This window comes from Shigella flexneri 2a str. 301 (assembly GCF_000006925.2).
Lineage (GTDB): Bacteria > Pseudomonadota > Gammaproteobacteria > Enterobacterales > Enterobacteriaceae > ECMA0423.
Map to the genome: position 1 here is coordinate 2,302,968 of NC_004337.2, position 25,338 is coordinate 2,328,305.

Genomic DNA, 25,338 nt, shown 5'->3' on the forward strand with positions numbered 1-25,338 from the left:
GCTCCTGAAAGTCATTGAAAAGTTAGACGACGCTGGCAATTTCTTCTTCAGTTAACGGACGATATTCACCGGGGGCTAAATCAGCATCCAGCGTAATACCGCCAATACGTTCACGATGCAGCTCAACCACGTGGTTACCCACGGCGGCGAACATGCGTTTCACCTGATGATAACGCCCTTCGCTGATGGTCAGACGAACCTGCGTTGGGGTAATCACTTCAAGCACCGCCGGCTTAGTGAGATCTTTTTCGTTATGCAGCTGCACGCCTTTAGCAAATTGCTCTGCCGTATCGTCAGCTACAGGTGATTCCAGTGTCACCAGATAGGTCTTCTCGCAATGATGGCGCGGAGAAGTAATGCGGTGCGACCACTGACCATCATCAGTCATCAGCACCAGACCGGTGGTATCGATATCCAGACGTCCTGCGGCGTGCAGTTTCCACGCTACCGGTTCATCCAGAAAATAGAGCACCGTCGGGTGATCCGGGTCGTCCGTGGAGCAAACATAGCCCTGAGGCTTATTGAGCATGAAGTAACGTGGACCGTGTTGCTGCGCCAGCGGGTTGCCATCGTAAGCGACATCATGTTCAGGGAGCAGTTTGAACGCTGCATTACGAACGATTTCGCCATCGACGGTGACACGATTGCCGCGGATTTCACGCCCGGCAATAGCACGGCTAACGCCGAGTTGCTGTGCGATAAATTTATCAAGTCGCATGTGTGTGATTTTGCCTGTAAAAAACGGAGGTCGGGTAATGACCCGAAAATCTGAACTGTTGTCTGCCCAGTATAGCGGTCTAATAACTTCCCTCAAGGGAAAAAGAACCGTGGCATACTATTAGCAGAATAATCTACCTACGCGAAACCATGATTTTTACACTCCGCCCATATCAGCAAGAAGCCGTGGATGCCACGCTCAACCATTTTCGTCGTCATAAAACCCCTGCCGTTATCGTGCTGCCCACCGGCGCAGGTAAAAGCCTGGTGATAGCGGAACTGGCACGGCTGGCGCGTGGTCGCGTACTGGTGCTGGCACACGTTAAAGAACTGGTGGCGCAAAACCATGCAAAGTATCAGGCGCTGGGGCTGGAAGCCGATATTTTTGCCGCCGGGCTAAAGCGCAAAGAGAGCCACGGTAAAGTGGTATTTGGCAGCGTTCAGTCGGTCGCCCGTAATCTTGATGCCTTTCAGGGTGAATTTTCGCTGTTGATTGTCGATGAATGCCACCGTATTGGTGACGATGAAGAGAGCCAGTATCAGCAAATCCTCACTCACCTGACTAAAGTGAATCCCCACTTACGCCTGCTGGGGCTGACTGCCACGCCTTTTCGATTGGGCAAAGGCTGGATCTACCAGTTCCATTATCACGGCATGGTACGCGGCGATGAGAAAGCCCTTTTCCGTGACTGCATTTATGAGCTGCCGCTGCGTTATATGATTAAACACGGCTATCTGACGCCGCCAGAACGACTGGATATGCCAGTAGTGCAATACGATTTCAGCCGCTTGCAGGCACAGAGTAACGGGCTGTTCAGCGAAGCTGATCTCAACCGTGAGCTGAAAAAACAGCAACGCATTACGCCACATATCATCAGCCAGATCATGGAGTTCGCCGAAAAGCGCAAAGGGGTAATGATTTTCGCCGCCACCGTTGAACACGCAAAAGAGATTGTGGGATTACTGCCTGCCGAAGATGCTGCACTGATTACTGGCGACAACCCCGGCGCTGAGCGCGATGTGTTAATTGAAGATTTTAAAGCCCAGCGTTTTCGCTATCTGGTCAACGTCGCAGTACTGACCACCGGATTTGACGCCCCGCACGTCGATCTTATCGCCATTCTGCGCCCTACCGAATCAGTGAGTCTTTACCAACAAATTGTCGGGCGCGGTCTGCGTCTCGCTCCGGGCAAGACTGATTGTTTAATTCTTGATTATGCGGGTAATCCTCACGATCTCTACGCGCCGGAAGTTGGTACACCGAAAGGCAAAAGTGACAACGTTCCGGTACAGGTTTTCTGCCCTGCCTGCGGTTTTGCCAACACCTTTTGGGGGAAAACGACCGCCGACGGGACATTGATTGAACACTTTGGTCGCCGCTGTCAGGGATGGTTTGAAGATGACGACGGTCATCGCGAACAGTGTGACTTCCGTTTCCGTTTTAAAAATTGCCCGCAATGTAACGCAGAAAATGATATTGCCGCTCGCCGCTGCCGCGAATGTGACACGGTACTGGTTGATCCGGATGATATGTTAAAAGCGGCGCTACGACTGAAAGATGCGCTGGTATTACGCTGTAGCGGCATGTCTTTGCAGCATGGGCACGACGAGAAAGGCGAATGGTTGAAAATCACCTATTACGATGAAGACGGCGCGGATGTGAGTGAGCGTTTCCGTCTGCAAACGCCCGCCCAGCGTACCGCCTTCGAGCAGCTTTTTATCCGCCCGCATACGCGCACACCGGGCATCCCTCTGCGCTGGATCACCGCCGCCGATATCCTCGCCCAGCAAGCCTTACTGCGACATCCGGATTTTGTCGTCGCCCGCATGAAAGGTCAGTACTGGCAAGTGCGTGAAAAAGTGTTCGATTACGAAGGTCGTTTTCGTCGGGCGCACGAATTACGCGGTTAATGGTAGTTTTGATTGATGTATAAGGCGATTGAGTATAGAATCTCGCCCGCTTTTGCATACGCAAAGCAGATCACTTACCTGTTGCTGGGTCGCCTGTAGCAGGATTAATTTAAGAGAGAAAGAAATGTTTACTATCAACGCAGAAGTACGTAAAGAGCAGGGTAAGGGTGCGAGCCGCCGCCTGCGTGCCGCTAACAAGTTCCCGGCAATCATCTACGGTGGCAAAGAAGCACCGCTGGCTATCGAGCTGGATCACGACAAAGTCATGAACATGCAAGCTAAAGCTGAATTCTACAGCGAAGTTCTAACCATCGTTGTTGACGGTAAAGAAATCAAAGTTAAAGCTCAGGACGTACAGCGTCACCCGTACAAACCGAAGCTGCAGCACATCGACTTCGTTCGCGCTTAATTGCTGAATAAGTTGTAAAAAACCCCGCTCCGGCGGGGTTTTTTGTATCTGCAGATTATGCCTGATTACGGTATTGCTATTTTTTGCAGGCCAGATAAGGCGTTCACGCCGCATCTGGCATTCAGAACACAAAACCGATTAATTGCCGCCAGACGTCCGGCGCTGCAATTGGTCGCGCAAATTCGGCGGCGTGCCTTTAATGGTCAAGGTATCGGTTGCTGGATCCCAGAAGATGCGTTCACCTAACAGCATCGCATCAAAGTTAATAGTCAAGCCACCGCCGCTACCGGCAAACTTCGTCAACTGACGCAGTGTGCTACGGTCTGCCGGGAAGCTCTCTTCCAGTTCGTAGCCTTTTTCAGCCGCAAACTCCGTGAAGCTCACTTCGCTTACGCCTGCCAGCTCTTTCGACAGCGATTCCAGTTCGATCTCTTCGCCTGCCTGCAGCTGCTCATTACAGTAGCTATAAACCTGCTGGCGCACGTTCTGTCGCTCTGCTTTATCCAGTTGTGCTTCGGCAGTGAAATCATCAACCGCTTGCAACAGCCCACGGTTTTGCGCTTTCGCGTTCAATCCTTCGCTGGCCCCGAGGAAATCCATAAAGAAATCCGCCACTTTGCGCCCTACTCGCCCTTTCAGGAAAGTGAGATAGCGGGTGGACTCTGGATTGGTTTCCCATTCGGTTAAATCGATACGCGCAACAATATCCGCATGATTGATATCAAGATAATGGGTTGGGTTGATGTCGAGATTTTCGTTAACGCGCATACTGCTCAGGTTGCTCAGAACTGCCACCAGCAAATACTCCACCGCCAGATAACGGTAGTGGCAAAACAGCACGAATCCACCGTCAGCAAAAGGATATTTCGCTAATTCGTCACGCAGGCGACCGGTTGCCGCGCGGCTAAATGCCAGAAAGTCCTCTTCGCCCTGACGCTGTAAGCGCAGCGTCTGCGCCAGTTCACTCTCTTCGCTAAACAAGCCGTAAGCTTTATTTTTGGCGCTATAGACCCGATGCAGTTCTGCCACCATCTCAACGACGGTTTCTGTCGGTTCCAGCAATGAATCGCGCAACACCAGCTCAAGGTTCTGCTCATCACGCTTGATAAGCTGGTGCAGAGCAATGTGGTTGATATCCAGACTCATGATAAACTCTCCTTTAAGACCGGGCGGTATTCAACCACCGCCAGTTAAGCGACGCAATAAAAGATGGCGGTCATTTTACAGAAGGCAGCGTAACGAGAATGATTTAACGCATAAAAAAGCAGAAAAAAAACCGTTGCTACGGTAATATGTTGCCCTTTCATCAACTAACTGATTTCGATTTATGCCACAAATTTCCCGCTACAGTAATGAACAGGTTGAACAATTGCTCGCAGAGCTGCTCAACGTACTGGAAAAACATAAGGCTCCGACCGACCTTTCCCTGATGGTGTTAGGCAACATGGTCACTAACCTTATCAACACCAGCATTGCCCCGGCCCAACGCCAGGCAATTGCCAACTCTTTTGCCAGCGCCTTACAGTCCTCTATCAACGAAGACAAAGCGCACTAAGGGAAACAGATAACAGGTTATGGTAACTCATCGTCAGCGCTACCGTGAAAAAGTCTCCCAGATGGTCAGTTGGGGGCACTGGTTTGCACTGTTCAATATTCTGCTTTCGCTCGTCATTGGCAGCCGTTACCTGTTTATCGCCGACTGGCCGACAACGCTTGCTGGTCGCATTTATTCCTACGTAAGCATTATCGGCCATTTCAGCTTCCTAGTGTTCGCCACCTACTTGCTGATCCTCTTCCCGCTGACCTTTATCGTCGGCTCCCAGAGGCTGATGAGGTTTTTGTCCGTCATTCTGGCGACGGCGGGAATGACGCTATTACTGATCGATAGCGAAGTCTTTACTCGTTTCCATCTCCATCTTAATCCCATCGTCTGGCAGTTGGTTATCAACCCAGACGAAAATGAGATGGCGCGCGACTGGCAGCTGATGTTCATCAGCGTGCCGGTTATTTTATTGCTTGAACTGGTGTTTGCGACGTGGAGCTGGCAAAAGCTGCGCAGCCTGACGCGTCGTCGACGCTTCGCGCGCCCGCTGGCCGCATTCTTATTTATCGCCTTTATCGCCTCGCATGTGGTGTATATCTGGGCCGATGCCAACTTCTATCGCCCGATCACCATGCAGCGCGCTAACCTGCCGCTTTCGTACCCGATGACGGCGCGACGTTTCCTTGAGAAGCATGGCCTGCTTGATGCGCAGGAGTATCAACGCCGTCTTATTGAGCAAGGTAATCCAGACGCCGTTTCCGTACAGTATCCGTTAAGCGAACTGCGCTATCGCGATATGGGCACCGGGCAGAATGTGCTGTTGATTACTGTCGATGGCCTGAACTACTCACGCTTCGAGAAGCAGATGCCTGCGCTGGCAGGTTTTGCTGAGCAAAATATTTCGTTCACGCGCCATATGAGCTCCGGCAACACTACAGACAACGGCATCTTTGGCCTGTTCTATGGCATCTCGCCGAGCTATATGGACGGCATTCTGTCGACCCGTACGCCTGCGGCATTAATTACTGCGCTTAATCAGCAAGGCTATCAGCTGGGGTTATTCTCATCAGATGGCTTTACCAGCCCGCTGTATCGCCAGGCATTGTTGTCAGATTTCTCGATGCCGAGCGTACGCACCCAATCTGACGATCAGACCGCCACGCAGTGGATCAACTGGCTGGGCCGCTACGCACAAGAAGATAACCGCTGGTTCTCGTGGGTTTCTTTCAATGGCACTAACATTGACGACAGCAATCAGCAGGCATTTGCACGGAAATATAGCCGGGCGGCAGGCAATGTCGATGACCAGATCAAACGCGTGCTCAATGCACTGCGTGATTCTGGCAAACTGGACAATACGGTGGTGATTATCACTGCCGGTCGGGGTATTCCACTGAGCGAAGAGGAAGAAACCTTTGACTGGTCCCACGGTCATCTGCAGGTGCCATTAGTGATTCACTGGCCAGGCACGCCGGCGCAGCGTATTAATGCTCTGACTGATCATACCGATCTGATGACGACGCTGATGCAACGCCTGCTGCATGTCAGCACACCTGCCAGCGAATATTCGCAAGGTCAGGATTTGTTCAACCCTCAACGCCGTCATTACTGGGTTACTGCTGCGGATAACGATACGCTGGCAATTACCACCCCGAAAAAGACGCTGGTGCTGAACAATAACGGTAAATACCGCACTTACAACTTACGTGGTGAAAGAGTGAAAGATGAAAAACCACAGTTAAGTTTGTTATTGCAAGTGCTGACAGACGAGAAGCGTTTTATCGCTAACTGATTAATTATAAATCAGTTAGCGAAATATCTTACTTGCAATCGGTGTGGAAAACGGTAGTATTAGCAGCCACGAGTCGGCACGTAGCGCAGCCTGGTAGCGCACCGTCATGGGGTGTCGGGGGGTCGGAGGTTCAAATCCTCTCGTGCCGACCAAAAATCCCAAGAAAAAACCAACCCTTACGGTTGGTTTTTTTATATCTGCAATTAATTCGATAAACAGACCGTGACACATCACATTTATTTTCTGTTATCAGAACGTCCAGACCACACCCGCCTGAGTATTCCACGGCGATTCTACCCCTGCGCCATTGCCATAGCTGACTGACAAATGACCGCTTAACGTCGGGGTAAACGATGACCTTATCCCAGCCTGATAAACGCCACTGGTTCCAGCCACATCATTATTAAATTTGCCATCGTCATTAACTTTCACCTGGTTAGAATCGGCGTATTCCTGACGCACGGCGGCTTTCAGCCAGGGTTCCAGCGTCGTACCGTTTTGCAGGTCCATGTGATAGCTTACCGCCGTTCCCGCTTCAGCGCGTAATATCCGGGTATTTCCCACATCCGCGCGCATGCCGTTTGATAACGTGTAGTCCTGACCATCTGTGGTAAAGCCGGTAAAGGCCAGATAGGGTCTAACACTCCACAATCCGTCAACCCAACGGAACCCGCTCTCAACATGAGCACCCGCGCCGTTACTATTGTAATCGCCAAACGCTGTTGCCCCATTACTCATCTTGCCATGGATGGTGTTGGCAAAACGGTCAACTTTCACCACCCCATCAACATAGGCACCGTTCTGATGCTCCCAACCGGCATAAGCCCCCAGGGTATAGCTATCGATATTACCTTTTCCGCCGCGATCAAAACCAATATCAGAATGAGAGTAACCAAAGAACAAGCCGCGAATTGTACTGCTTTCTTCACGGGAGAAACGGCTATCGATACCGAGCGTCAGGCCCGTCAATGTTTGCTCAAAACCAGCTCCCGCATCAGTGGTCACGTTGTTGCGGGTGTTAATTGCCGAACTCCACATCACCGTATCGTAACTAACGCCTTTTACGCTACCAAGACGCTCACGCACGGTGTCCAGTTCTGCATCAAATACCAGCGGTTGTGCGGCTGCCATGTTCAGCACATCAGTGGTTGAAGGGGTAATTTGCGCGCGATTCTCTGCGAGGCTCCAGCTATGGTTGCCATTATCCAGCAAGGTATATTCATACGTACCGATATCAACAACGCCTCCGGCATTGCCCAACGTAAATGCAGCATCACCGCCGCCCGTTGTTACCAGTGTAAGGCTATCTCCTGCTGCCGGGCTGGCACCGGTGTCCGTCACGAATATTTTGAAATCACCTGTTGCCTGACCGGTGACGTTGAGCTGATCGCTCTGATGATTGGCCATATCGGTACGCATATAAAAATTGCCGTTTCCCGACAGGGTATTGGTGGTCAACGTAATGAAATTTTCCGCACTTGCCGTCACAGATGAACGAGTCACTGGCTCAGCCATCATAATCACATTTGCGCCGGACATCGCAAGGTTGGCTAAGTTGAGGCGAGTGTTTTGGTTCGTCGTAGTGATATCGGCAATGATGGTCCATGCGCTATTTTCGAGCGAAACGTCCGCTTTGCTGGTATCCACGGCACCATGCGTTCTAAAAGAAGCGCCCTCAGAAACCACTACCTTACCCACCAACATAGCGGGTGCATAATTTATTTGCGGCTTCATGACCTCAAGAATGCCATCATTCCCTCTGACTGACACGTTAACCATTGTGCCAGCCCAGACATTAGCGCGGCCATTGTTGATTACCATATTTTCAGAGATGGCTTTTGAGGAATACGTGATACTTCCATTCTGGTCTGATCGACCGAGATCATATACCGCATTTGCCTGCACTTTCGTACCAGTATCCTTTCCCAGCGATTGCATAGTGGCATGCTCATCAAGGATAGTGTCAATGGCCTGCGTGTCCTCCATAACAATGAGCCCGGAACCATCATCCAGTTCATAATTTTTTGACACACCATCCTTTATACTAAATTGGCCTTTACTGTTTGTACCACTCACTTCCAGCGCATTCGTTGAGACAATTAATTTCCCGCCTGCTTTTTTATCAACGCCAGTTGCAGTCCCGCCATCCATAACCTCCAGTAAGCCGCCACTATCCACAGTAGTATTATAAGCGAAGTCATTTTCTTCAACTCGCAAACTTCCGCCGTTTTCCAACAACATATTATTAGCAATACCATTCTTGATATCGAACTGACCGAGACGGTTTGTTCCGAATACCTCCATGGCCCGCGTGGTTGTTTTAATAGCACCGCCTGTTTTCTGATCTACCGCAAGCGCAAATCCCCCCTCTTTAACCTCCAGTAGTCCTCCCTTTTCGATAGCGGCAAAAACGGCCCCCCCATCTTTTTCAACGATTAAGCGCCCGCCTTTAATCGTGGTATCATTCGCTGGGCCATAAACCTGTAGCACACCATTATTGAGGGTAGTCTGGTTTGCCGCGCCACCCATTTGAACAATTTGATAACCATCATTTAATACTGAGTATTCTGCGGTACCATTCATTTCAATGTATTGATACCCTCCGTTAATTTCAGTATTACTACTTACACCAAATTCTTTTATATGCTGTTCTCCGCCAGGATTGATTTTCGTATTATTGGCGGTCCCATAAACCAGCTGGATATCTTTTTCCAGGATAACACCATCAACTGTCTCACCATACTCAACTGTTGATGCCAATGCTATGGGTGAATATAACGCTGTAGCCACCAGAACAGATATTGCGGAACGACAAAGAGAAACAGAACCAGATTGATGCATTGAGCTTTCATCCTATGAAATTAATTGCAGTTAAAAGCATTGGGTACAGAAAATACCCATAGCTCCATACCCGGAGTCAGTTTTTAAAAACTGTTTAAAGAAATGCACAAGTATTGTGATTGATTTTTTAGTTGTTTTTCTTGATGAGAAGCTGATGCAAAATTCCGTCTTTATAATAAAAATGATGCCAAAGCGAACGACAAGGTTGTAGTTTTCACTACATGTCCATACATAAAATGGGGTAACATTCACGCGCCTGGTAGCGTTACCAACGCTACGCTCAAACATAATGATTCTAATAAAACCTCAGGAGACTACTATGCCTGAAGCAACGCCTTTTCAGGTGATGATTGTGGATGATCATCCACTTATGCGACGCGGTGTTCGTCAGTTACTGGAGCTTGATCCTGGCTTTGAAGTGGTCGCCGAAGCGGGCGAAGGCGCGAGCGCGATCGATCTGGCGAATAGACTGGATATCGACGTGATCTTGCTGGATCTCAATATGAAAGGTATGAGTGGCCTGGATACCCTCAATGCCTTGCGCAGGGATGGCGTTACCGCGCAAATTATTATCCTGACCGTATCCGATGCCTCCAGCGATGTCTTTGCGCTGATAGACGCAGGCGCAGACGGTTATCTGTTGAAAGACAGCGACCCGGAAGTATTGCTGGAAGCGATTCGTACCGGAGCGAAAGGCAGCAAAGTCTTTAGCGAACGCGTCAATCAGTACTTACGTGAACGTGAAATGTTTGGCGCGGAAGAAGATCCCTTCAGCGTGCTGACGGAGCGCGAGCTGGATGTTCTGCACGAGCTGGCACAGGGGCTGTCAAATAAACAGATTGCATCGGTGTTGAATATTTCCGAGCAGACAGTAAAAGTACATATTCGCAATCTGCTGCGTAAACTCAATGTCCGCTCACGCGTGGCGGCCACCATTCTGTTCCTGCAACAACGCGGGGCACAATAAAAATAGCCCGATGGATTTATCATCGGGCTGAGATTTATGACAAACGCAAAACTGCCTGATGCGCTACGCTTATCAGGCCTACGTGGATCGATCAATTTATTGAATTTACACAATTTTGTAGGCCGGATAAGGCGTTCACGCCGCATCCGGCATAAACTAAGCGCACTTTGTCATCAGTCTAGCCCGATGGCATCACCATCGGGCCTCTTTTTATTTACTCTCCTGCGGCGACAAATGTTGCATCGCCTGCGCGATACTACGTTCAATCACCGCACGGCGAGTATCGTTGGCAGGTAAGAGTTTCAACATCATCTCCCACGCGGCAACGGCTTCGCCAAATCGCTGCTGCTCAAAGGCATTAAACGCATACATGCTTAGCACACGGATATTGCTATGGTCCGTTCTCACCAGCTGACGTAGCAGTTCACCGCCGAGGCGGTTGTCGTTGGGATCAGATGAACGAGTCAACGCTTCAGCGTATCCCAGTGCGGCATCGCTGTTCTTCGGATCGAGGCGATACGCAGTAGCGTATGCATCGGTGGCGATACTGGCGTTACCCAGCGCCATGCCAACGCGGCCCAACATAATCCAGCCTTCTATATCTCCCGGATTTTTTTGCAGTTGAGTACGCATCCCCAGCGCAAGGCGCGACATCTCTTCTTCGTTGAGCGGATCGGCTTTCGGGTCCAGCGCCCTGTCCAGCAACGCCGGAGCCTGTGCCGTGGCCTGCTGCCAGATTTTCACCTGCTGATAATTGCCAGTCTGGTAGTAGCTGACGCCAGCCACAATTAACGCCACCACAATACCCGGCAGATAAACAACATATCCGGCACGCTTACCTTCCGGCACGCTTTGTTCAGGAAACGCTTCCGGCACCACGCGTACCCGACGCCGCGAGCGGGCGTATATGACCCAACCGCCAATGCCAATAGCCACTACTGGCAGCACCCACAGCAGCACGGTCAGCGGCGTTAACGGCGGATCGTAAGTGACGAAGTTGCCGTAACGCGCCACCATATAATCGACAATCTCTTTTTTACTTTTACCTTCCTGCATCAGTTCATACACTTTCTGACGCAGGTCGGTGGCAATCATCGAGTTGGAATCGGCAATGCTGTTGTTCTGGCATTTCGGGCAGCGCAGTTCTTCAGTGAGCTGACGGAACTGTTGTTCCTGTGCTTCATCTTTAAACTGCAACACGTCGATGGTCGCCAGCGCTGAGCCGGAGATCATCAGCATCAGCACGCCCAATAAAAACCTCATTGTGCGGCCTCCTTACTGTATTTCTCCCACAGCGGCTTGATCTCTTCTTCCCAGACGCGAGGATTGAGATCGCCCGCATGGCGATAGCGAATGATACCGTTGCCGTCAATAAGGAAGGTTTCTGGCGCGCCATAGACACCGAGATCCAGCCCTAACATGCCGTCGCCATCAAACAGGCTTAGCGCGTAAGGATTGCCCAGCTCTTTCAGCCAGCTGATTGCCTTCTGGCGATCGTCTTTATAGTTCATGCCGACCACGCGAATGCCCTGCGCTGAAAGCTGATTCAGATATTGATGTTCCGCACGGCAGGTCGGACACCAAGTCGCCCAGACGTTAAGCAGTACTGGTTTGCCCTGAGTCAGCACATCCGCCTGATAAAACTGCCCCGGATTGTCCAGTGATTCGAGACGAAACTTCGGCACAGGCTTGCCAATGAGCGCCGATTCCAGATTGGTCGGATCATCCCCTTCGGCATTACGCGCCAGCTGCCACAGCAGCGCCGCGGCAATCGCCAGGAAGATAATCAACGGAATTAACAATACTTTGCGCTTCATACGGCCTCCGGCGCAGTTTTTTGCGGACTCACGCGCTTACGATAGCGAGGATCAAACAGACACAGCAGTCCGCCCAACGCCATCATCAGCCCGCCCGCCCAAATCCAGCGAACAAATGGTTTGTAGTAAAGACGCACGGCCCACGCGCCGTTTTCCAGCTCTTCACCGAGCGCGGCGTACAGGTCACGCGTGATGCCGCCGTCAATTGCCGCTTCGGTCATCATCGACCCGGCAGTGTTGTAATAACGTTTTTCCGCATACAGCACCGTTTCCGGTTTACCCTCTCGCGTTACGCCAATAGTCGCCACACCGCCGCGCCAGTTCGGGCCAGTCACCTCTTTGACATCACGGAAGGTGAAGCGATATTCATGAATATCGACGCTATCGCCGGACTTCATGCGCACATCACGCTCAACGCTATAATTCTGGCTAAAGGCAATGCCAACAATTGTCACTGCCAGCCCCAGGTGAGCCGCCACCATCCCCCAATAACTGAAGGTGGTTTTCGTGCCGCGTGAAATACGCAGCGCAGCTTCCGCAGTTGCCAGCACCGCAATCCAGCAGGCCATTGCCAGGCCGAGCACCGTCATCGCCACAACTTTGCTTTCGAACAGCCACGGCAACAGCAGAGACAGCACCAGCGTAGAGATGAAGGCGATAATCAATAAATTGCGGATTTTACGTGGGCGATCGCGCCCCCAGCGCACCAGAGGACCGACACCAAGCAGTAGCGCAAACGGCACCATCAGCCAGGTAAACATGGTGTTGAAGAACGGTTCGCCAATCGAAATACTGCCCAGTCCAAGTTGCTTGTGCACCAGCGGCAGCAGCGTCCCCAGCAACACCACCAGCATCGCGGCGACCAGCAAAACGTTGTTCGCTAACAGCAAAGATTCCCGCGACCACAGCGCATTGTTTACGCGTGAGCGAACTTTGTGTCCACGCGCGGCAAACAGCAGCAGCGAACCGCCAATCACCAGCACCATAAAGGCGAGGATAAACATACCGCGCGCCGGATCAGACGCAAACGCGTGTACCGATACCAGCACGCCGGAACGCACGAGGAAAGTCCCCAACAGACACAACGAGAAGGCACTGATTGCCAGCAGTAATGTCCACGCTTTGAAGCTGGCGCGTTGTTCAGTGACCGCCAGTGAGTGCATCAGTGCAGTCCCCACCAGCCACGGCATAAACGAGGCGTTTTCTACCGGATCCCAGAACCACCAGCCACCCCAGCCGAGTTCGTAATAGGCCCATGCGGAACCGAGCACAATGCCGAGCGTTAGGAAAATCCACGCCGCCAGCGTCCACGGGCGAGTAAAACGCGCATAAGTGCTGTCCAGACGCCCGCTCAGCAAAGAAGCAATGGCAAAAGCAAACGCCACCGAGAAACCCACGTACCCCATATAAAGCAGAGGCGGATGGAAGATCAGCCCCGGATCCTGTAACAGCGGGTTAAGATCGCGCCCTTCAATCGGGAAGTTCGGCAGCGTGCGTGAGAACGGGTTAGAGGTAAAGAGAATGAACAGCAAAAAGCCGACGCTGACCATCCCCATTATCGCCAGTACACGGGCCACAATATCCAGCGGAATACGCTGACTAAAAATCGCCACCGCAAAGGTCCAGCCGCTCATCAGCAGCACCCACAGCAGAAGCGAACCTTCATGCGCGCCCCAAGTAGCCGCCACGCGATACCACACCGGAAGCTGGGTATTGGAGTTGCTGGCAACATAGGTGACGGTAAAGTCGTTGACCACGAAAGCATTGACCAGCACCAGAAATGCGCCAGCCACAGACATAAACAGCAGCCAGGCAAACAAGCGGGAAGACGCCATCATGCGCGCATCTCCGCGCGCCACGCCCCATAGCGGATACACGGACAGCAGCAGCGCAATCCCTAACGCCAAGCACAGCAGCCCGTTTCCAATTTCCGGCATCATGATGCTGGGTCCTTATAAACACTCGCCGGGCGACGGTGGTTAGCTTCCATCGCTTTCTCAACTTCTGGCGGCGTGTAGTTTTCGTCGTGTTTCGCCAGCACTTCTTTCGCGAGGATATGATTGCCTTTTTCCAGCTCGCCCTGCACCACAACGCCCTGCCCTTCACGGAACAGATCCGGCAAAATGCCTTCGTAAGAGACATCCACTGAGCCTTCAGCATCGTAAATGGTGAAGGTCACTTTCAGCGAATTGGGATCGCGCTGCACGCTACCCGGCATCACCATCCCGCCAACGCGCAGACGCTGACCGACTTCCGGCATCTGCTGAGTTTCACGCTTGCCGTAGAGAATTTCCCCCGGCGTATAAAAGAGATCGATATTCGAGCGCAGCGCATATAGCACCAGACCGATAGTCAGCGCTAGCCCTGCCAACACGGCACAGGCAATCCACAAGCGGTTTTTACGGCGAATATTCATGCAGCCTCCTGCTGTTGCGCAGCACGTAAACGCGCCTCACGCGCCCGCTGTTGCGCCACACCACGCAGAATTGCGCGATGTTGCATCACCGAGTGCACGACCAAAACCACCAGCGGAATAACGGTCATCACCACCGCCAGCCAGACAAAAAAGGCGTAACCGCCCATTGCGAAAAATTCATTCCAGGAAGCAAATGCAGGGGTCATTTACGGCCTCTTTTCAGTATCAGTTCACTCACCCACGGACGGCGTTTTTCCATCAGCAAAATCAAATTACGCATCCGCATCAGCGTCAGCGTGGCAGACAGGAGCAGGAAGCCAAAAATCGACCAGCGCAGCGGCGAACGCATCGCCGGATCGATACTTTGCTGCATCCGCGTTGATCCCTGATGCAGGGTGTTCCACCACTCCACGGAGTAATGAATAATCGGCAGATTCACCACGCCAATCAGCACCAGGATACCTGCCGCACGGCCCGCCAGACGGCGGTCGTCGAAGGCGTGCCACAGGGCAATCACACCCACATACAAAAACAGCAGCACCAGTTCAGAAGTCAGACGTGCATCCCATACCCACCAGGTGCCCCACATCGGTTTTCCCCATGCAGAGCCGGTAACCAGGGCAATAAAGGTAAACACGGCACCAATGGGGGCCATCGCCGCCACCGCCAGGTTGGCCATTTTCATCTGCCAGACAAGGCCAATAAACGCCGCCACCGCCATTGATGCATAAATGCCCATCGACCAGATCGCCGCAGGCACATGCAGGTAGATAATGCGGTAGCTATTTCCCTGCTGATAATCAGCCGGAGCAAAGCCGAATCCCCAGATCCAGCCGACGGTAAGCACGACCACACTGGCAATTGCCAGCCACGGTATAAACCAGCCACAGATTTGATACAGCCGTGGTGGGATCGCCAGTTGATGCAGTGTTTTCCACATAGTTTCGATACCAGACTCGAACAAAAATCAGTAATCCAGCGTTATTGAATGCTGATTCGTAACGCTGCCGCCGTCGCAAAAGGACTTAATGTCGCGGTGCCTGCCAGCAACGCGCCTAAAATTGCCAGATACCCTTCAACGGGCAAATGCATAGAAGCCGCGTCCATCGCGGCGGTGGCAAAGATGAGTAATGGGATAGTCAGCGGTAACACCAGTATGCTGAGCAGCACACCACCGCGCTTAAGTCCCACTGTCAGCGCCACGCCCGGTGCACCGAGAAAGCCAAGCGTAGGCGTTCCCAGCAGCAGCGTCAGCGCCATCACTTGCCAGCCATAAACATCCATTCCCAGTAGCATTGCTACCAGTGGCGAAAGGATGAGTAACGGCAGACCGGTTACCATCCAGTGCGCCATCACCTTCGCCAGCACAACGGCGGGCAAGGGTAACGGCAACAACATCAATTGTTCAAGACTGCCGTCCTGCAAATCGTCACGGAACAGTCGTTCCAGCGCCAGCAAGGATGAAAGCAGCGCAGCAACCCAGATAATGCCCGGTGCAATACGCGCCAGCAGTTGCGGCTCCGGACCGATACTGAGCGGAAAAAGGGTAATTACAATCAGGAAGAACCACAGCGGGTTGGCGATTTCGGCGCTATGGCGAAACGCTACGCGCAGTTCAAGACGGAAAATACGCCAGAACATCATGCGGCCCTCGTTTGCGTCAGTGAAATGCGGCGAATTTTACTTTCAGCAACGTTGAGCGGCTGGTGGGTAGTCAGAATCACAATCCCCCCCTGCTCCGTATGCTGCGCCATACGCTGGGTCAGACGATCGACGCCGTTAACGTCAATCGCGGTAAAAGGCTCGTCGAGGATCCATAATGTGGCACGGGTCAACCACAGACGCGCTAAAGCGACGCGGCGTTGTTGCCCGGCAGAAAGTTGATTTACCGGAATATCTTCGAATCCGGCAAGCCCGGCCTGCGCCAAGGCTTCCAGACATTGTGCGGCATCGCCATCGCGATGATAAAAGTGCAGATTTTCTAACGCCGTCAGCCGGGTTTTGATCCCCGGCTGATGGCCTATCCATAACAGGGTTTGATGGTAGCTGTCGCGTACCTGATGCAAGGGCTGCCCTTGCCAGAGAACCTCGCCAGCGTCAGGGCGAGACAACCCCGTCAGCAAACGGAGAAGCGTTGTCTTCCCCGCGCCGTTGCTACCGGTGATTTGTACCCACTCTCCTGCGTTCAGCGTAAATGACAAGCCACTAAATAAGGTTCGTTCATCCCGCTCACAAAGTAACTCTCTGGCTTCAAGCATACCCACGCAATAACCCTGTTAAAAACCTGGCTCGACTTCACGCATATCGGGCAGCTTGTGCGCGATCCCTTTATGGCAATCAATACAGGTTTGCCCATCTTTCACCGCCTGGTCATGCATCTTCGCGGCAACCGATTTCTGGGCGGTTGTATCCATATACTCGAAGTTGTGACAGTTACGGCACTCCTGCGAGTTATTGTCCTTCATGCGCCGCCACTCATTCTGTGCCATCGTCAGACGATGAGCTTCAAATTTCTGCGGCGTGTCAATAACGCCAAAAATTTTACCATACAGCTCTTTACTTGCTTTGAGCTTGCGTATCATCTTCGGCACAAACTCGTGCGGAACGTGACAATCCGGACAGGTCGCACGGACGCCGCTACGGTTGTTGTAGTGCACGGAATCCATGTATTCCTGATACACCGTGTTGCGCATTTCGTGGCAGCTAATGCAGAACTCTTCGGTATTGGCTTTTTCCATCCCGGTGTTAAAGCCCCCCCAGAAGACGATGCCGCCAACAAAACCGATCAACAGCAGCGTCCCCAGCGCCAGATGGCTGGGGGTACGCCACCATTTCCACAGGCGCTTAATCAGACCAGGCTTACGGTCAGAATTTCCCATAATAACCTCTTATTTCCCGTAACCTTTTGATGGGGTAAAGGTATTCCCCACGATTGGCGCGGTATCGGCCTGCGGTACGTGACATTGCAGACAGAAATAACGACGCGGAGCCACTTCCGCGCCCACTTTGCCGTCGCTGTCCATAAAGTGAGTAGGACTGATACGCGGCGCGCCAGTGGTGCGATAGCTTTCGACACCGTGGCACTGCAAGCAGCGATTGGTATTGGTCGTTACCTGATAACCTTCAACGCTATGCGGGATCATTGGCGGCTGATTCACATAGTTCAGCGGCATCCGATCCTGCTCTTTTGGCATCCGAATGGCCCCTTCCTGCGTCCCGGATACTTCCGGCGACTGGCTAAAATCGACGCCATTAGCCGCCCAAACCGCGCCGCTTACCACCAGGGCCAGCATCGCCGTCCATTGACACAGCGCTTTCTTCAGGTCATGGCTTTTCATGATTTCGCTCCCGAACTCCATCGTGTAGTTATTGTAAATACATCCTCAGAACAGACATCCACGCAGCGACCGCACGTCATGCAATCGCGGCTGGTGACCTGCACCGGGCTTTGTTCATCCAGCACCGGGGCACGTAGCACATGCGGTTCCGGGCAAACATGAAAACAATCCATACAGCGGTTACATTTCTGCCGATCGCTGGCCGCAACGGTAATCACACCTTTGCTACCCAGCACGCCATACAGCGCGCCAACCGGACAAATGTGCCCGCACCAGCCGTGTTCAACGACCAGTAGATCAAATAAAAACAGCGCGAGAATAAGCAGCGCGCCGCTGCCGAAGCCCATTACCAGGCTACGCCCCATCAGAGAAACGGGGTTGATCCATTCCCAAATGAGCGTGCCAGTTAAGGCTGATCCCACCAGAATGACCACCAACAGCACGTAGCGAATGTGGCGAGGGATCGTCGCAGACTGATTGAGGTCAAAGCGCCTGCGTAACCAGTTCGCTAAGTCGGTAATCGGGTTCAGCGGGCAGACCCAGCTGCAAAATAATCGCTTTCCCGCCAGGGCGTAGAGCACGGTGATAATCACCGCACCGGTCAACGCCACCGTGGCAGGCAGATGACCACTGGCAAGACTTTGCAGCGTCATCAGCGGATCGGTCAGCGGAACGGTGTCGAATAACAGGCTACTGCTGTAGTTGCCGTGCAAGATCCACACACCAAACCATGGACCGCTCAAAAACATCCCCAGCACGAAGAACTGACAAAGGCGACGTAACACCAGCCAACGGTGACTGCGCCACCAGCCTTTTTTCTCCAGCGCCTCGCGCCCGGCGTCACGTTTACGATTTGCCATTGTTCCCCTCCAGCCAGCCGAAGCGGTAATGGTGACCTAACTCCCCTTTCGCCAGTGACAGCGGTAACACCTTGATTGCCGGTTGTTCCAGCACGCATACTTTTTCGCACTTACCGCAACCGGTACAGGCGTCGCTGTGAACCGTCGGCAGAAAGCGGGCGTGCTTACCGGTACGCGTGTTGCGCTCCAGCTCCAAGGTGATGGCCTCATCAATTTTCGGGCATTCGCGATAACAAACATCGCAGCGCAGCCCCTGAAAGTTGAGACAGTTTTCCTGGTCCACCAGTACCGCCAGCCCCATCCGCGCGTCGTCGATCGATTCAATCTCACGATCCAGCGCACCGCTTGGGCACACTTTGGCGCACGGAATGTCCTCACACATTTCGCAAGGAATATCCCGTGCGACAAAATATGGCGTGCCCGCCGACAGACCAGAGGCCAGCGTCGCCAGTTTTAAGGTGTCGTAAGGGCAAGCCTGAACACACTGACCGCAACGCACACAGGCACTGGCAAAGGCGTTCTCGTTTATGGCTCCGGGCGGGCGCAACCGCACGCCAGATGCGCGTGCGGTTTGCTGTTGTAACCCCAGCGCCACACCCACGGCAGCCAGCCCGCCTGCTGTGCGAACGACATCGCGCAGAAAGCGGCGGCGACCATTTTGAGGTTTCGCTGACCGGGACATAATGGCTTACACCTTCTCCAGTTTGACCGCGCACTTCTTGAAGTCCGTCTCTTTCGAGAGCGGATCGGTCGCATCCAGCGTCAGTTTGTTAACCAGCTGTGCGGCGTCGAAGAACGGCATGTACACCAGGCCCTGTGGCGGACGGTTACGACCGCGCGTTTCAACAATCGAGATCACTTCGCCACGGCGAGAAACCACTTTCACTTTGTCGCCACGGCGCAGATCGCGCGCTTTCGCATCCAGCGGGTGAATAAACAAGACCGCTTCCGGGAAGGCGCGGTGCAGTTCCGGCACACGGCGAGTCATACTGCCGGTGTGCCAGTGCTCCAGAACGCGTCCGGTAGAGAGCCACAGGTCGTACTCTTCATCCGGTGCTTCCGCCGCCGGTTCGAACGGCAGTGCGAAGATCACCGCTTTGCCATCCGGTTTACCGTAGAACTTATAGCCTTCGCCCGCTTTCACGTACGGGTCGTTACCTTCGCTGTAACGCCACTGTGTTTCTTTACCATTCACCACCGGCCAGCGCAGACCGCGCGCTTTGTGGTAGTCATCGAACGGTGCCAGATCGTGACCGTGACCGCGACCAAACCATGCGTACTCTTCGAACAGCCCTTTTTGCAGATAGAAGCCCAGCTCGCGGGATTCATCGTTCAGCTGATCTTCCGCCAGTTCGGATACCGGGAATTTGCTCACTTCGGGGGTGGCATACAGAACTTCGTACAGCGTTTTGCCACGCAGTTCCGGTTTCTTCGCCAGCAGCTCTTCCGGCCATACTTCTTCAGTTTTGAAGCGGCGGGAGAACTGGACTAACTGCCAGAGATCCGATTTCGCTTCGCCTGGCGCCTGTACCTGCTGACGCCAGAACTGAGTACGGCGTTCGGCGTTACCGTAAGCGCCCTCTTTCTCTACCCACATTGCGGTCGGCAGGATCAAGTCGGCGGCCAGCGCACTGACTGTCGGATACGGATCGGAGACGATGATGAAGTTGCGCGGATCGCGCCAGCCCGGCATACGCTCTTCATTGATGTTCGGCCCGGCCTGCATGTTGTTGGTACACATGGTCCAGTAAACATTCAGCTTGCCGTCTTTCAGCGCACGGTCTTGTGCCACCGCATGAAGACCGATTTTCGCCGGAATGGTGCCGCTCGGGATATTCCACTTCTTCTCACAGATATCACGATGTTTCTCGTTAGTTACCACCATGTCCGCAGGCAGACGGTGAGCAAAGGTGCCCACTTCACGCGCAGTACCACACGCAGAAGGTTGCCCGGTCAGGGAGAACGGACCGCAACCCGGCTGGGAAATTTTGCCGGTCAGCAGGTGCAGGTTGTAGACCAGGTTGTTAGCCCACACACCACGGGTATGCTGGTTGAAGCCCATCGTCCAGTAGGAGATGACTTTCTTGTTCGGATCGGCATACAGCTGCGCCAGTTGTTCTAACTGGTCTTTCGGCACGCCGGTCATTTCAGCGGTTTTTTCCAGCGTATACTCAGCAACGAAGGCTTTGTAATCTTCAAAGCTCATCGGTTCGGAGGCGTCAGAACCCGGATTCTTCGCTGCTTTTTCCAGCGGATGGGTCGGACGTAAACCGTAGCCGATGTCCGTCGCCCCTTTGCGCAGGTTAACGTGCTTGCTGAAGAAGTCCTGATTTATCGCATTGTTTTGAATGATATAGTTGGCGATGTAGTTCAGGATCACCAGGTCAGATTGCGGCGTAAAGATGATGCCGTTATCCGCCAGCTCGAAGCTACGATGCTGGTAGGTAGAAAGCACCGCCACGGTGACGTTCTGGTTAGAGAGACGACTGTTAGTGATGCGTGACCAGAGGATCGGGTGCATCTCCGCCATGTTAGCGCCCCACAGCACAAACGCGTCAGCCTGCTCGATGTCGTCATAGCAGCCCATCGGCTCATCCATACCAAAGGTACGCATAAAGCCAACTACTGCCGACGCCATACAGTGACGTGCGTTCGGGTCGATGTTGTTCGAACGGAAGCCCGCTTTGAACAGCTTGGACGCGGCATAACCTTCCCAGATAGTCCACTGACCAGAACCGAACATACCGATCGATTCCGGCCCTTTTTCTTTCAGGGCGGTTTTGAATTTCTCTTCCATCACATCGAAGGCCTGATCCCAGGTGATTGGGGTAAATTCGCCTTCTTTGTCATATTTACCGTTTTTCATACGCAGCAGCGGCTGCGTCAAACGGTCTTTACCGTACATGATCTTGGGCAGGAAATAGCCCTTAATGCAGTTCAGGCCACGGTTAACCGGTGCGTCCGGGTCGCCCTGACAGGCCACCACACGCCCCTGCTGCGTTCCGACCAGAACGCCGCAACCAGTACCGCAGAAACGGCACGGCGCTTTATCCCATTTAATGGCTTCCTGCTGACCAACAACGGCGCGGGCAACGCCCGGCACGCTGAGACCGGCAGCCGCCGCAGCGGCCGCAACGGCGTTAGCTTTCATAAAGCTACGACGACTGAGTTTCATGGTGTTTCCTCACCTTGCTCTTCCTGCTGGTGATAAACCAGCGACACCGCCAGCACGCCCTCTACGTTGCGTACTGACTCAATGGTTTGGATCAGCGTTTCGCTGTCTTCTGCTTCCACCACCACAATCAACTGACCGCTCGGCGCGTCGCTGACAGCAACTTCACAGCCGGGAAAGGCGTTCAGTTGGGTGCTGATGTCTGAAATTCGTTCGCTTTTGGCCTGCACGACCAGGCTGCAAACTTGCCAGTTAGTGTGCATGGAGATACTCCGCAGTTATGGCTGATACCGGACAGCTGGCTGCACATGCTCCACATCCGTTGCAAAGTTGGCTATTAAGTTGCGCCTGGTAGATCCCGGAGAGCGTCGGGCGAAAGATAATTGCCATTGGCTCACAGCTATCCTGACAGCGGCGGCATTCAACTGACTGATACGCCAGGCACGCGTCCCCGATGGTGAACTGCAAATCCCAGGCCCTGGTGTGGCGCGGAGAAAATAGCGATTCGGGGCAAGCCTGCGCGCAGGCGTAACAGAAGCTGCACTCGTTATTTTTGAAATTAACGCTCGGATAGCCACCCGTGCCGCGTTGCAGAATGTTGTTTTCACAAGCATTAATACAGGCGTCGCAGCGGGTGCAATGGGTCAGAAAATGAGATTCATCACCGGACCAGGGCGGACGGATACCGTTACTGGCTTTGCGCCAGCAACCAGTGAGTATGCCCCGACGGGATGCATCAATCTTCACATTGACCTTCCATCATTAACGCGCTCTGAAAATTGAGAGCGACCAAATAGACCGCATAATTAATAAGCCATTTTTATAGCCGCTAAGATATTAAAGGATGTGTCAAAGATGCATACCCCGATCGGGGTAAAACCTGTAGCAGGATCAAAAGAGTGGCGGGAAGCGTGGCAAAAACGGGCTTTTGCTCACATTTCAAATGGTTATAAACATATTTATATAGCGATTAATTCACCAGAGATATTTCTGCTGGTTTGCTCCCTCATCAGAATTTAACACTAAAAGAGCAGGTAAAATTGTCTGAATGTTCTTTAAGTTATTCATAAAGCAAATTAATAAATCTGATGAATATGTTAACCTTCAGCGACATCATCGGTGAAAACCTATAAATGAAGAAGGAAAGCAAAAAAATGAAGACCATTCTACCTGAAGTATTGTTTGCCGCTTTCGCTACCACTTCCGCCTGGGCGGCAGAAAGCGTCCAGCCACTGGAAAAAATCGCGCCTTATCCACAAGCTGAAACAGGCATGAAGCGTCAGGTGATTCAGTTAACCCCGCAAGAAGATGAATCTACCCTGAAAGTAGAACTGTTAATCGGTCAGACGCTGGAAGTCGATTGCAATTTGCATCGTCTCGGCGGGAAGCTGGAAAGCAAAACGCTGGAAGGCTGGGGCTATGATTATTATGTCTTTGATAAAGTTAGCTCGCCGGTTTCCACGATGATGGCCTGCCCGGATGGCAAGAAAGAGAAGAAATTTGTCACCGCGTATCTGGGCGATGCTGGAATGCTGCGTTACAACAGCAAGCTGCCGATCGTGGTGTATACGCCAGACAATGTAGATGTGAAATACCGCGTCTGGAAGGCGGAAGAGAAAATTGACAACGCGGAAGTTCGCTAAACTGTTGTGAAGTACGGCACCCCGTTGGTTGGATAAGGCGGTTACGCCGCATCCAACATCTAACGCCCGAGCCGGTTGCCTGATGCGACGCTGGCGCGTCTTATCAGTATACGCCACATCATTACAACGCAATATCCGCCACTTCTTTTTGAACGGGTTGCGGTTTCAACTGCGGTTTCGGCGTACTATCTGCTGCTTGCGGTTTGTCGTATTTCAGCCCCAGCACTTCGCTGGTGTACTGCAACTCGCGTTCTGTTGCCGCTACATCACCGTTCAGCTTGCGTCCATAAGACGGAACGATCGCTTTCAACGTAGCCTGCCATTGCGGGCTGGAAACGCGATCGCCAAATACTTTTTCCAGTAGATTCAACATAATCGGCGCGGCGGTTGACGCCCCTGGCGATGCCCCCAGCAGCGCCGCAATGGTCCCTTGCTGGTCACTGACCACTTCGGTACCCAGACGCAGTACGCCACCTTTCTCGGCATCACGCTTGATAATCTGCACACGCTGCCCCGCTTGCCACAAACGCCAGTCCTCTTTTTTCGCTTGCGGATAGTACTCTTTCAACGCTTCAAAACGATCCTCTTCACTCAACATCACCTGACTCACCAGATATTTCACCAGATCGAAATTATCCAGCCCGACGTGCATCATCGGCATCACGTTAGAGGTGGTGGTGGAACTCATCAGATCCCACAATGAACCGTTTTTGAGGAATTTGGTTGAGAAGGTGGCAAATGGCCCAAACAGCACTACGCGTTTACCGTCCAGAACACGGGTATCGATATGCGGAACCGACATCGGTGGTGCGCCAACGGATGCTTTACCGTAAACTTTCGCCAGATGGCGATTAACCACGTCTGGATTTTCCGAAACAAGGAACTGTCCGCCCACCGGGAAACCGGCGTAGTCTTTCGCTTCCGGAATCCCCGATTCCTGTAACAGCTTCAGCGCCGCACCGCCCGCGCCGATAAAGACAAATTTGGCGCGGATGTTCTGTGCAGTGCCGTTTTTCAGATCGGCAACGGTAACGGTCCAGGTGTTATCGTCATTACGCTTTAGGGCGCGGACTTCGCTGCTGAGTTGCAGCGAGAAGTTAGATTTCTTCTGTAAGGAAGCAATTAACTGGCGGGTGATCTCACCATAGTTCACATCAGTGCCAATTTCTGTTGCGGATCGCGCCCTTCCATCACTAACGGTGCCCACTCTTTGATCTGCGCGTGATCTTCAGAGTAACGCATACCGCGAAACAGCGAGCTTTGTTGCAACGCGGCGTAACGGGCGCGCAGGAAATTAACGTTATCCTCGCCCCAGACAAAGCTCATATGCGGAACGGTATTGATAAATGAACGCGGAGTACGCAGCACGCCGCGCTCGACCTGGTGCGCCCAGAACTGGCGGGAAATCTGAAATGCTTCGTTAATGGCGACTGCTTTTTCAATACTGATGCTGCCATCGGCGTTTTGCGGGGTGTAGTTCAGTTCCATCAGTGCAGAATGCCCGGTTCCGGCGTTGTTCTAGCCGTTCGAACTCTCCTGCGCGCCCCCCTCCAGGCGCTCCACCATGGTCATCGACCATTCAGGCTCCAGCTCGCGTCAATAGGTCCCCAACGTGGCGCTCATAATGCCGCCGCCAATCAACAGTACATCAGTTTCCTGCTCCTCGGACGCTTTCGCTTTTGCCGCCATCGAAACGGCATTAAGCCCCACGGCCATCGAGAAGAGCATGGCAGTCACTTTTTTCATCTTGTTAATGCCTTACTTTTAGTCGCTTTATTGCAGGTGAGATTTGCGCGGCATCAACGGTAACACTTAAGTAACAACATTTAAATAATGTTTATAAATTATATTCTAATTTTAGAAACATTATAATTTCGTTGATTAATTATAGGGTTATTAGAAATGAAGGGAT

Annotated in this window: 24 protein-coding genes, 1 tRNA gene, 1 pseudogene and 1 other annotated feature; of the genes and pseudogenes, 7 read left to right on the forward strand and 19 right to left on the reverse strand. The window is 52.7% G+C overall.

Going from position 1 to position 25,338, the window contains the following annotated elements:
* Positions 1 to 22: 22 nt before the first annotated feature.
* Positions 23 to 718: a 16S rRNA pseudouridine(516) synthase gene (gene rsuA / locus SF2270; RefSeq protein NP_708082.1), complete on the reverse strand. Its 696-nt coding sequence runs from the start codon at positions 716 to 718 to the stop codon at positions 23 to 25.
* A gap of 149 nt (positions 719 to 867) precedes the next feature.
* Here rsuA and yejH point away from each other — a divergent pair, with 149 nt between their 5' ends.
* Positions 868 to 2,628 carry an ATP-dependent helicase gene (gene yejH, locus SF2271; protein NP_708083.1) on the forward strand — a complete coding sequence of 587 codons (1,761 nt, stop codon included), beginning with the start codon at positions 868 to 870 and terminating at the stop codon, positions 2,626 to 2,628.
* A 124-nt stretch (positions 2,629 to 2,752) separates the two neighbouring features.
* Complete coding sequence (rplY, locus tag SF2272; RefSeq protein NP_708084.2) at positions 2,753 to 3,037, forward strand: 50S ribosomal protein L25; 285 nt, start codon at positions 2,753 to 2,755, stop codon at positions 3,035 to 3,037.
* Positions 3,038 to 3,175: 138 nt separating this feature from the next.
* Here rplY and yejK read toward each other — a convergent pair whose 3' ends face one another.
* The gene (gene yejK, locus SF2273) at positions 3,176 to 4,183 is read right to left on the reverse strand and encodes a nucleoid-associated protein NdpA (RefSeq protein NP_708085.1); all 1,008 of its coding nucleotides are present in this window, start codon (positions 4,181 to 4,183) and stop codon (positions 3,176 to 3,178) included.
* Between the two features lie 181 nt (positions 4,184 to 4,364).
* Here yejK and yejL point away from each other — a divergent pair, with 181 nt between their 5' ends.
* The 3 genes from yejL to SF4486 all read left to right on the forward strand — a co-directional run bounded on the left by yejL (position 4,365) and on the right by SF4486 (position 6,524).
* On the forward strand, positions 4,365 to 4,592 hold the full coding sequence (yejL, locus tag SF2274; RefSeq protein NP_708086.1) for a hypothetical protein: 228 nt from the start codon (positions 4,365 to 4,367) through the stop codon (positions 4,590 to 4,592).
* Between the two features lie 19 nt (positions 4,593 to 4,611).
* The gene (gene yejM / locus SF2275; RefSeq protein ID NP_708087.1) at positions 4,612 to 6,372 is read left to right on the forward strand and encodes a sulfatase; all 1,761 of its coding nucleotides are present in this window, start codon (positions 4,612 to 4,614) and stop codon (positions 6,370 to 6,372) included.
* Between the two features lie 74 nt (positions 6,373 to 6,446).
* Positions 6,447 to 6,524: transfer RNA gene (locus SF4486), tRNA-Pro, on the forward strand.
* Between the two features lie 97 nt (positions 6,525 to 6,621).
* On the opposite strand, the gene yejO is transcribed toward SF4486, so the two are convergent.
* Entirely contained in the window at positions 6,622 to 9,132 is a 2,511-nt protein-coding gene (gene yejO / locus SF2276) for an ABC transporter ATP-binding protein (RefSeq protein NP_708088.2), read from the reverse strand.
* Between the two features lie 400 nt (positions 9,133 to 9,532).
* On the opposite strand from yejO, the gene narP reads away from it, so the two are divergent.
* On the forward strand, positions 9,533 to 10,180 hold the full coding sequence (gene narP, locus SF2277; RefSeq protein ID NP_708089.2) for a transcriptional regulator NarP: 648 nt from the start codon (positions 9,533 to 9,535) through the stop codon (positions 10,178 to 10,180).
* Between the two features lie 210 nt (positions 10,181 to 10,390).
* Here narP and ccmH read toward each other — a convergent pair whose 3' ends face one another.
* Genes ccmH through napF form a run of 15 tightly spaced genes read right to left on the reverse strand, consistent with a single transcriptional unit; the run spans position 10,391 to position 22,530 of the window.
* Entirely contained in the window at positions 10,391 to 11,443 is a 1,053-nt protein-coding gene (ccmH, locus tag SF2278; RefSeq protein ID NP_708090.1) for a heme lyase subunit, read from the reverse strand.
* Positions 11,440 to 11,997 (reverse strand): thiol:disulfide interchange protein DsbE, encoded by a 558-nt coding sequence (gene dsbE, locus SF2279; RefSeq protein NP_708091.1) that lies wholly within the window; start codon positions 11,995 to 11,997, stop codon positions 11,440 to 11,442. Before dsbE ends, ccmH begins: the two co-directional genes overlap by 4 nt.
* A complete protein-coding gene (gene ccmF, locus SF2280) occupies positions 11,994 to 13,937 on the reverse strand; it encodes a cytochrome c-type biogenesis protein (protein NP_708092.1) in 1,944 nt (647 codons plus the stop codon). The genes dsbE and ccmF overlap by 4 nt, the downstream gene beginning before the upstream one ends.
* Positions 13,934 to 14,413, reverse strand: a complete 480-nt coding sequence (ccmE, locus tag SF2281) for a cytochrome c-type biogenesis protein CcmE (RefSeq protein ID NP_708093.1) — start codon at positions 14,411 to 14,413, stop codon at positions 13,934 to 13,936. Before ccmE ends, ccmF begins: the two co-directional genes overlap by 4 nt.
* A complete protein-coding gene (gene ccmD / locus SF2282; protein NP_708094.1) occupies positions 14,410 to 14,619 on the reverse strand; it encodes a heme exporter protein C in 210 nt (69 codons plus the stop codon). The genes ccmE and ccmD overlap by 4 nt, the downstream gene beginning before the upstream one ends.
* Entirely contained in the window at positions 14,616 to 15,353 is a 738-nt protein-coding gene (gene ccmC, locus SF2283) for a heme exporter protein C (protein ID NP_708095.2), read from the reverse strand. The genes ccmD and ccmC overlap by 4 nt, the downstream gene beginning before the upstream one ends.
* 41 nt (positions 15,354 to 15,394) lie before the next feature.
* Complete coding sequence (gene ccmB / locus SF2284) at positions 15,395 to 16,057, reverse strand: heme exporter protein B (protein NP_708096.1); 663 nt, start codon at positions 16,055 to 16,057, stop codon at positions 15,395 to 15,397.
* Positions 16,054 to 16,677, reverse strand: a complete 624-nt coding sequence (gene ccmA, locus SF2285) for a cytochrome c biogenesis protein CcmA (RefSeq protein NP_708097.1) — start codon at positions 16,675 to 16,677, stop codon at positions 16,054 to 16,056. The genes ccmB and ccmA overlap by 4 nt, the downstream gene beginning before the upstream one ends.
* 12 nt (positions 16,678 to 16,689) lie before the next feature.
* Entirely contained in the window at positions 16,690 to 17,292 is a 603-nt protein-coding gene (gene napC, locus SF2286) for a cytochrome c-type protein NapC (protein NP_708098.1), read from the reverse strand.
* Positions 17,293 to 17,301: 9 nt separating this feature from the next.
* On the reverse strand, positions 17,302 to 17,751 hold the full coding sequence (gene napB, locus SF2287; RefSeq protein ID NP_708099.2) for a nitrate reductase cytochrome C550 subunit: 450 nt from the start codon (positions 17,749 to 17,751) through the stop codon (positions 17,302 to 17,304).
* On the reverse strand, positions 17,748 to 18,611 hold the full coding sequence (napH, locus tag SF2288) for a quinol dehydrogenase membrane protein (protein NP_708100.1): 864 nt from the start codon (positions 18,609 to 18,611) through the stop codon (positions 17,748 to 17,750). The genes napB and napH overlap by 4 nt, the downstream gene beginning before the upstream one ends.
* Positions 18,598 to 19,293, reverse strand: coding sequence for a quinol dehydrogenase periplasmic protein (gene napG, locus SF2289; RefSeq protein ID NP_708101.1), 696 nt, complete (start codon positions 19,291 to 19,293; stop codon positions 18,598 to 18,600). The genes napH and napG overlap by 14 nt, the downstream gene beginning before the upstream one ends.
* 6 nt (positions 19,294 to 19,299) lie before the next feature.
* Positions 19,300 to 21,786 (reverse strand): nitrate reductase catalytic subunit, encoded by a 2,487-nt coding sequence (gene napA / locus SF2290; RefSeq protein NP_708102.1) that lies wholly within the window; start codon positions 21,784 to 21,786, stop codon positions 19,300 to 19,302.
* Positions 21,783 to 22,046, reverse strand: coding sequence for an assembly protein for periplasmic nitrate reductase (gene napD / locus SF2291; RefSeq protein ID NP_708103.1), 264 nt, complete (start codon positions 22,044 to 22,046; stop codon positions 21,783 to 21,785). Before napD ends, napA begins: the two co-directional genes overlap by 4 nt.
* Entirely contained in the window at positions 22,036 to 22,530 is a 495-nt protein-coding gene (gene napF, locus SF2292; protein NP_708104.1) for a ferredoxin-type protein, read from the reverse strand. The genes napD and napF overlap by 11 nt, the downstream gene beginning before the upstream one ends.
* Before the next feature lie 407 nt (positions 22,531 to 22,937).
* Here napF and eco point away from each other — a divergent pair, with 407 nt between their 5' ends.
* Positions 22,938 to 23,426, forward strand: coding sequence for an ecotin (gene eco / locus SF2293; RefSeq protein NP_708105.2), 489 nt, complete (start codon positions 22,938 to 22,940; stop codon positions 23,424 to 23,426).
* 121 nt (positions 23,427 to 23,547) lie between these two features.
* Positions 23,548 to 25,172 (reverse strand) — a sequence feature (Similar to Escherichia coli K12 conserved hypothetical protein gi: 1788539 (549 aa). BLAST with identity of 97% in 541 aa. This CDS contains an in-frame stop codon. The sequence has been checked and is believed to be correct.).
* On the opposite strand, the pseudogene yojH reads toward eco, so the two are convergent.
* Positions 23,548 to 25,172, reverse strand: a pseudogene (gene yojH, locus SF2294). (Overlaps the previous feature by 1,625 nt.)
* Positions 25,173 to 25,338 lie beyond the last annotated feature (166 nt).